This is a genomic window from Xenophilus sp. (assembly GCF_044462705.1).
GTDB classification, from domain to species: Bacteria; Pseudomonadota; Gammaproteobacteria; order Burkholderiales; family Burkholderiaceae_C; genus Xenophilus; species Xenophilus azovorans.
In genome coordinates this window covers 1,472-7,470 of the sequence record NZ_JBIQNC010000142.1, presented here as the reverse complement: position 1 = coordinate 7,470, position 5,999 = coordinate 1,472, and the positions used below count along the sequence as shown (strand labels likewise).

Below are 5,999 nucleotides of genomic sequence, written 5' to 3'. Positions count from 1 at the left end.
TCGCTGCCGACCAGCAGGTCGCGCAGGTCGTAGCCGGTGTTGTCCTTGCGCAGGCCGGTCAGGCCGTCCCACACCTCGCCCTGCGCCGTCACCACCTCCAGGCCCAGGCACAGGTCGCGCGTGTTGCCGTAGCGCACCACCTGCGTGCCGCCGGCGTTGGTGGCCAGGTTGCCGCCGATGGTGCAGCTGCCCTCGGCCGCCAGGCTCAGTGGGAAGAGGAAGCCCGCCTGGTCGGCCGCCTCCTGCAGCGTCTGCAGCACGCAGCCGGCGTCGACCGTCATGGTGAGGTTGGCGGCGTCGATGCCGCGGATGGCGTTCATGCGCGTGAGGCTGAGCACCACCTGCGTGCCGCTCTCGTCGGGAATCGCGCCGACCGCCAGCCCGGTGTTGCCGCCCTGCGGCACGATGGCCGTGCCCGCCGCGGCGCAGGCCTTCACCACGGCCGCCACCTGCGCCGTGTCGGCCGGCCGCACCACGGCCAGCGCCTTGCCGCGGGCGCGCTTGCGCCAGTCCTGCTCCCAGGCGCCCAGGTCGCCGTCGGTCAGCACGTGGGGCGCGCCGACGATGGCACGCAGGGAATCGAGCAGGTCGGTCACGAGGCAGGTCTTTCGTTGAGCGCGCGGCCGGCGCGCAGGCGCAGCCGCACGTGCAGCGCGCAGGCGACGAACAGGCCCAGGCACAGCAGGATCTCCACCCAGGCGAGCAGCCGGCCGGCGGCGGTGGCGTCGCTCCAGGCGCGCACCACGCCCTCGGTGAAGTAGAGCCACACCAGCAGGCTCACCCAGCGGTAGGTGTACATGCGGTTCTTCAGCAGCCCGGCCAGCGGCACCACCAGCGGCAGCGCCTTCAGCGCCAGCCAGGAGCCGCCGGGCCGCAGCGGCGCCAGCCACAGTTCCCAGGCCAGGCACAGCGCGACCAGGCCGAGCAGGCAGCCCACCGCCAGCGTGCGGGTCCATGCGACGGCGGGGGAGGGTGCGACCGGAGTCATGTCAGGTGTTGAGCAGTTTGCGCATGCGTCACTCGAAACCAAGCGGGACCGACGGCCGCGGAGCAGGCCATGCGGGAACACGCGCGGAACCGGCTTGGCCGGGCCGCTGCGTGTGCCCCCTTGAGGGGGTTGGCGGAGCGACACGAAGTGCGCGAAGACTGGGGGTGGGAATAATACCGGCCCATGAACCGCCGCCAGCTCTGGAGGGACTTGTCCCGCTTCCCGTGGCGCAACACTGCCGCCGTGCTGGGCGAACGCTTCCGCGAAGACCGCCTGGGGCTGACGGCCAGCAGCCTGACCTTCACCACCACCATCGCACTGGTGCCCTTCGTCACGCTGGCGCTGGCGCTGTTCACCGTGTTCCCGATGTTCGCCACCATGCAGGGCCGCCTGCAGCGCTGGCTGGTGGACAGCCTCGTCCCGGAGAACATCTCGCGCCAGGTGCTGGGCTACCTCACCCAGTTCGCCAGCAAGGCCAGCGGGCTGGGCATCGCCGGCCTGGGCGTGCTGCTGGTGACGGCCATCGCGCTCATCCTCACCATCGACCGCACGCTCAACAATATCTGGCGGGTGCCGCGCCCGCGGCCGCTGGGGCAGCGCATCCTGATCTACTGGGCCGCCATCACGCTCGGGCCGCTGGTGCTGGCCGCCAGCCTGTCGACCACGGCCTGGGTGTTCACCGCCTCGCGCGGCATCTTCCACGACGGCAGCGCGCTCAAGCTGCTGTTCGACGCGCTGGAGTTCCTGCTGCTGGCGGCCGGCATGGCGGCGCTGTACCACTACGTGCCCAACACCCACGTGCGCTGGTCGCATGCCTGGGCCGGCGGCGTGTTCGTCGCCGCCGCCATCGAGGTCGCCAAGCGCGTGCTGACCTGGTACCTGGGCACCGTCCCGACCTACTCGGTACTGTACGGCGCCTTCGCCACGGTGCCGATCCTGCTGGTGTGGATCTACGTGGCCTGGGTGATCGTGCTGCTGGGCGCGGTGATCGCGGCCTACCTGCCCAGCCTGCTGACCGGCGTGGCGCGCCGCGGCGGCGGCCCCGGCTGGCCGATGCAACTGGCGGTGGAGGCGCTCCAGCAACTGGAGCGGGCCCGCGCGCAGCCGTTCAAGGGCCTGGGCGCCAGCGAACTGGTGGCGCGCATGCGGGTCGATGCCCTGCAACTGGCGGCCGTGCTGGAGGCGCTGGTGGCGCTGGACTGGGTGGGCGAGCTGGCCGAGGTCGAGGAAACGCGGGATCCGCGCTACGTGCTGCTGGCCGACCCGGACGCCACGCCGCTGGCGCCGCTGGCCGAGGCGCTCATGCTGCCGCGCTCGCCCAGCCTGGAAGGGCTGTGGACGCGCGGCGCGCTGGATGCGCTGCGCCTGCGCGATGTGCTGGCGAAGGACGAGCCGCCGGAGAAGGCCGCCGTCGACCCGCAGGCCGTTCAGAACCTGATGCGGCCCAGCCAGATGTCGCGGTACATGACCCAGTCGCCCATGAAGCTGTAGAGCGGCCGCTTGAAGGAGGCGGGCCTGTTCTTCTCGAACGCGAAGTGGCCCACCCAGGCGAAGCCGTAGCCGCACACCAGGCCGATCAGCAGCCACCACGGGTTGCCGGTGAACACCAGCGCGGCCAGGCAGGCCAGCGCCAGGGAGGAGCCGACGAAATGCAGCTGCCGGCAGGTCCGGTCGGAATGCTCGCTCAGGTAGAAGGGGTAGAACTCGGCGAAGCTCGTGAACTGGCGCGGATCGACGGCTGCGCCGGCCGTGCGGGCCTGGCCGGGGGAGGGCGTGGCGGGGTTCATCGCGGTCTCCTTCAGGGGCGCCGGCACGCGGCCGGGCGCCTGACCATAATAGCGAGCCGCCTGCGTGGCGGCCATCCCTCGCATCCCTGCCTGCCGCCACCGCCTTGCTGCCGAATCCCCCTGTTTCCGACGCTCCCTGGGTCGTGTGCCTGTGCGCCGAATGGTGCGGCACCTGCCGCGACTACCGCCCGCTGATGCAGCAGGTGGCGCAGGCGCATCCGCAGATGCGCTTCGCCTGGGTCGACATCGAGGACCACGCCGAGTTGGCGGACGAATTCGACGTCGAGACCTTCCCGACACTGCTGGTGGTCGATTCCGGCGGGCAGCGCTTCCTGGGGCCGATGCTGCCGAACGCGCAGGCGCTGTCGCGCCTGCTCGGCGCACTGCCGGCGGCGCAGCCGGCCGAGGCGCATGTGCATGCGCTCATCGCCGGCATCGAGCGCGACCCGGCCGCTTTCGCGCTGCACATGGGCTGACCGACGCGCCCGTCAAGGCGCGTCCGCCGCCTGCATCCAGGCCGGCACATCGCGTTGGCCGTGCAGCACGCGCCAGACATCGACGTGGTCCGCCTGCTCCACGTAGAAGACCAGATGGGGGTAGCGGTTCAGCCGCCAGGTGCGCAGGCCCGGCAGGTCCAGTTCGTGTGCGTAGCGCGTGGAGCCGGTGGCCGGATGGCGGCCGATGTGCGCGTAGGCCCGCTCCAATGCATCCACGAAGCCGATCGCCGCAGCCTCGGCGTCGACGGCCAGGTAGTAGGCAATCGCCTCGTCCACATCCTGGCTGGCCCGCATGCGCGGGATGACGGGCTTGGCCGTCACGGTTTGGCGCGGCGGCCGGCCGTCTTGCGCACCTGGTCGCGCAGTCCTTCGAAATAGGCTGCCGACGCGGTTGCCGAGGGGGCCGAGCCTGCACCCGCCAGCAGCAGGCCGCGCAGTTGTTGCCGATCCTGGTCGCGGCGGATCAGTTCGCGCACGTATTCGCTGCTGGTGCCATAGCCCCGCTGGCTGACCTGCTCGTCCACGAAGGACTTCAGGGCATCAGGCAGGGAGATGTTCATGGTGCTCATGGCGAGAGTTTGGCAAATTTTGCCAAATCTGTCGAACGCCAGTGCCTCCCCGTTCAGCGCGCCAGGAAGTCCCGCAGCGCGAAGAGCAGCGCGTCCGGTGTCTCGGTCATCTGGTGGTGGCCGACGGGCAGCGAAGCGATCTCCACACGCTTGCCGCTCTCGCGCGCCCGGGCGATCAGGCCCTGCGCCGCGCGCGGCGAGGTCATCTGGTCCTGCGCGCCGAGCGCGAAGAGCACCGGGCAGGCGATTTGCGCGATGGCGTTCTCGCCGTTGGCGTAGCGGTCGCAGGCCAGGAAGCCGCGGTGGAACACGTTGACCTCCGGGTTGCTGCGCAGCACCCGCCGGCCCAGTGCCATGCCCGCGCCGTAGACCCAGGTGCCGGGCCCCAGCGCCGAGGGCGGCGCCGCCAGGGTGGAGCGCGAGAACACGTTGACCAGCTTCAGCGCCGCCTCCGGGTCGTTCTGCGAGGCGTCGAGCAGCGCCTGCGAGACCTTCATCGGGAAGGCGGTGCCCACCAGCGCCAGGTGCGTGACGCGCTCGCCCAGGCGGGCAGCCGCCTCCAGCGCGATCAGCGAGCCCCAACTGTGGCCCACCAGCGCGGCGCGCTGCACGCCGGCGGCGTCGAGCAGCGCGGCGACGAAGTCGGCCGCCTGCTCCACCGTCTCCGGCGCGTCGCCGGCGCTGCGGCAGTGGCCGGGCAGGTCCACCGCCAGCACGTTGAAGCCGTGGTGCGCCAGGTAGCGGCTCTGCAGGATCCACACGCTGTGGTCGTTCAGCACGCCGTGGATGAACACGACCGTGGGCCGGGCCGCGTCGAAGGGCTTGCCGCCGGTGTAGCAGTAGGTGCGGTGGCCGTTGACGTTCAGCTCCATCTCAGCCCCCCGCCTTCTCGGCCGCCTTCAGCGCGCGCTTGAGGTCGTCGATCAGGTCGTCGGGGTCCTCCAGCCCGATCGACAGGCGGATCGTCCCCTGCCCGATGCCGCCGGCGGCCAGCGCCTCGTCGGTCATGCGGAAATGCGTGGTGCTGGCCGGGTGGATCACCAGCGAGCGGCAGTCGCCCACGTTCGCCAGGTGGCTGAAGAGCTTGAGCGCCTCGATGAACTTCTTGCCTTGCTCGCGGTCGCCCTTGATGTCGAAGCTGAACACCGAGCCCGCGCCCCGGGCGCCGTGCCTGAGCAGCCGGTTCGCCAGCGCGTGGCTCGGGTGCGCTTCGAGCAGCGGATGCCCCACACGCGAGACGAAGGGGTGGCTCGCGAGGAAGCGCACGATCTTCTCGGTGTTGGCGATGTGCCGCTCCATGCGCAGCGGCAGCGTCTCGATGCCCTGCAGGATCAGCCAGGCGGTGTGCGGGCTCATGGCGGCGCCGAAGTCGCGCAGGCCCTCGCGCCGCGCGCGCAGCAGGAAGGCGCCGACGGTGGACTCCTCGGTGAACACCATGTTGTGGAAGCCGTCGTAGGGCGCGCTCAGCTCGGCGAATTTCCCGTCCGAAGCGTCCCAGTCGAAGCTGCCGCCGTCGACCAGCACGCCGCCGATGACGGTGCCGTGGCCGGAGAGGAACTTGGTGGCCGAGTGGTAGACCAGGTCGGCGCCGTGCTCGAAGGGGCGGATCAGGTAGGGCGAGGTCAGCGTCGAGTCGACCAGCAGCGGCACCTTCGCCTCGTGCGCGATCTGCGCCACGGTGGGGATGTCCAGCACGTCCAGGCCGGGGTTGCCCACCGTCTCGCCGAAGAGCAGCTTCGTCTCGGGCCGGATCGCGGCGCGCCAGCCGTCGATGTCGCCCGGCTTGACGAAGGTGGTCTCGATGCCGAAGCGCCGCATCGTGTAGTGCAGCAGGTTCTGCGAGCCGCCGTACAGCGCCGTGCTGGCGACGATGTGCGAGCCCGCGCCCATCAGCGTGGCCACGGCCAGGTGCAGCGCGGCCTGGCCGCTGGCGGTGGCGATGGCGCCGATGCCGCCTTCCAGCGCCGCCACGCGCTGCTCCAGCACCGCGTTGGTGGGGTTGCTCAGGCGGCTGTAGACGTGGCCGGAGCGCTCCAGGTTGAACAGGGCGGCCGCGTGGTCGCTGGACTCGAAGACGAAGGAGGTGGTCAGGTGGATCGGCACCGCGCGCGCGCCCGTGGCCGGGTCGGGGGCGGCGCCCGCGTGCACCGCGAGCGTG

At 71.3% G+C, this 5,999-nt stretch carries 9 protein-coding genes; 2 read left to right on the top strand and 7 right to left on the bottom strand.

Annotation, left to right across the window (positions count from 1 at the left end; translation table 11 throughout):
* Both ACIY1X_RS18655 and ACIY1X_RS18650 read right to left on the bottom strand, forming a co-directional pair.
* Positions 1–596, bottom strand: a 596-nt coding sequence (locus tag ACIY1X_RS18655; protein ID WP_399683338.1) for an FAD-binding oxidoreductase, incomplete at its 3' end; no start/stop codon positions are given.
* Positions 593–988, bottom strand: coding sequence for a DUF2069 domain-containing protein (locus tag ACIY1X_RS18650; RefSeq protein ID WP_399683335.1), 396 nt, complete (start codon positions 986–988; stop codon positions 593–595). The genes ACIY1X_RS18655 and ACIY1X_RS18650, both read right to left, overlap by 4 nt.
* Positions 989–1,171: 183 nt before the next feature.
* On the opposite strand from ACIY1X_RS18650, the gene ACIY1X_RS18645 reads away from it, so the two are divergent.
* Positions 1,172–2,479, top strand: coding sequence for a YihY family inner membrane protein (locus ACIY1X_RS18645; RefSeq protein WP_399683332.1), 1,308 nt, complete (start codon positions 1,172–1,174; stop codon positions 2,477–2,479).
* Here ACIY1X_RS18645 and ACIY1X_RS18640 read toward each other — a convergent pair.
* Positions 2,416–2,775 carry an Mpo1-like protein gene (locus ACIY1X_RS18640; RefSeq protein WP_038213356.1) on the bottom strand — a complete coding sequence of 120 codons (360 nt, stop codon included), beginning with the start codon at positions 2,773–2,775 and terminating at the stop codon, positions 2,416–2,418. The genes ACIY1X_RS18645 and ACIY1X_RS18640 overlap by 64 nt on opposite strands.
* Before the next feature lie 104 nt (positions 2,776–2,879).
* Between ACIY1X_RS18640 and ACIY1X_RS18635 the strand changes: the two genes are divergently transcribed.
* A complete protein-coding gene (locus ACIY1X_RS18635) occupies positions 2,880–3,251 on the top strand; it encodes a thioredoxin family protein (RefSeq protein ID WP_399683329.1) in 372 nt (123 codons plus the stop codon).
* A gap of 12 nt (positions 3,252–3,263) precedes the next feature.
* On the opposite strand, the gene ACIY1X_RS18630 is transcribed toward ACIY1X_RS18635, so the two are convergent.
* The 4 genes from ACIY1X_RS18630 to ACIY1X_RS18615 all read right to left on the bottom strand — a co-directional run.
* Positions 3,264–3,593 carry a type II toxin-antitoxin system RelE/ParE family toxin gene (locus tag ACIY1X_RS18630; protein ID WP_399683327.1) on the bottom strand — a complete coding sequence of 110 codons (330 nt, stop codon included), beginning with the start codon at positions 3,591–3,593 and terminating at the stop codon, positions 3,264–3,266.
* The gene (locus ACIY1X_RS18625) at positions 3,590–3,841 is read right to left on the bottom strand and encodes a type II toxin-antitoxin system ParD family antitoxin (RefSeq protein WP_038213334.1); all 252 of its coding nucleotides are present in this window, start codon (positions 3,839–3,841) and stop codon (positions 3,590–3,592) included. The genes ACIY1X_RS18630 and ACIY1X_RS18625 overlap by 4 nt, the downstream gene beginning before the upstream one ends.
* A 53-nt stretch (positions 3,842–3,894) precedes the next feature.
* Entirely contained in the window at positions 3,895–4,713 is an 819-nt protein-coding gene (locus ACIY1X_RS18620) for an alpha/beta fold hydrolase (protein WP_399683326.1), read from the bottom strand.
* Between the two features lies 1 nt (position 4,714).
* The coding region (locus tag ACIY1X_RS18615) for an O-acetylhomoserine aminocarboxypropyltransferase (RefSeq protein WP_399683324.1) at positions 4,715–5,999 on the bottom strand (1,285 nt) is incomplete at its 5' end.

Bases quoted from the DNA above. Each gene is read 5' to 3' on its own strand.
- ACIY1X_RS18650 (WP_399683335.1), bottom strand. From the start codon at position 988: ATGACTCCGGTCGCACCCTCCCCCGCCGTCGCATGGACCCGCACGCTG.
- ACIY1X_RS18645 (WP_399683332.1), top strand. From the start codon at position 1,172: ATGAACCGCCGCCAGCTCTGGAGGGACTTGTCCCGCTTCCCGTGGCGC.
- ACIY1X_RS18640 (WP_038213356.1), bottom strand. From the start codon at position 2,775: ATGAACCCCGCCACGCCCTCCCCCGGCCAGGCCCGCACGGCCGGCGCA.
- ACIY1X_RS18625 (WP_038213334.1), bottom strand. From the start codon at position 3,841: ATGAGCACCATGAACATCTCCCTGCCTGATGCCCTGAAGTCCTTCGTG.
- ACIY1X_RS18620 (WP_399683326.1), bottom strand. From the start codon at position 4,713: ATGGAGCTGAACGTCAACGGCCACCGCACCTACTGCTACACCGGCGGC.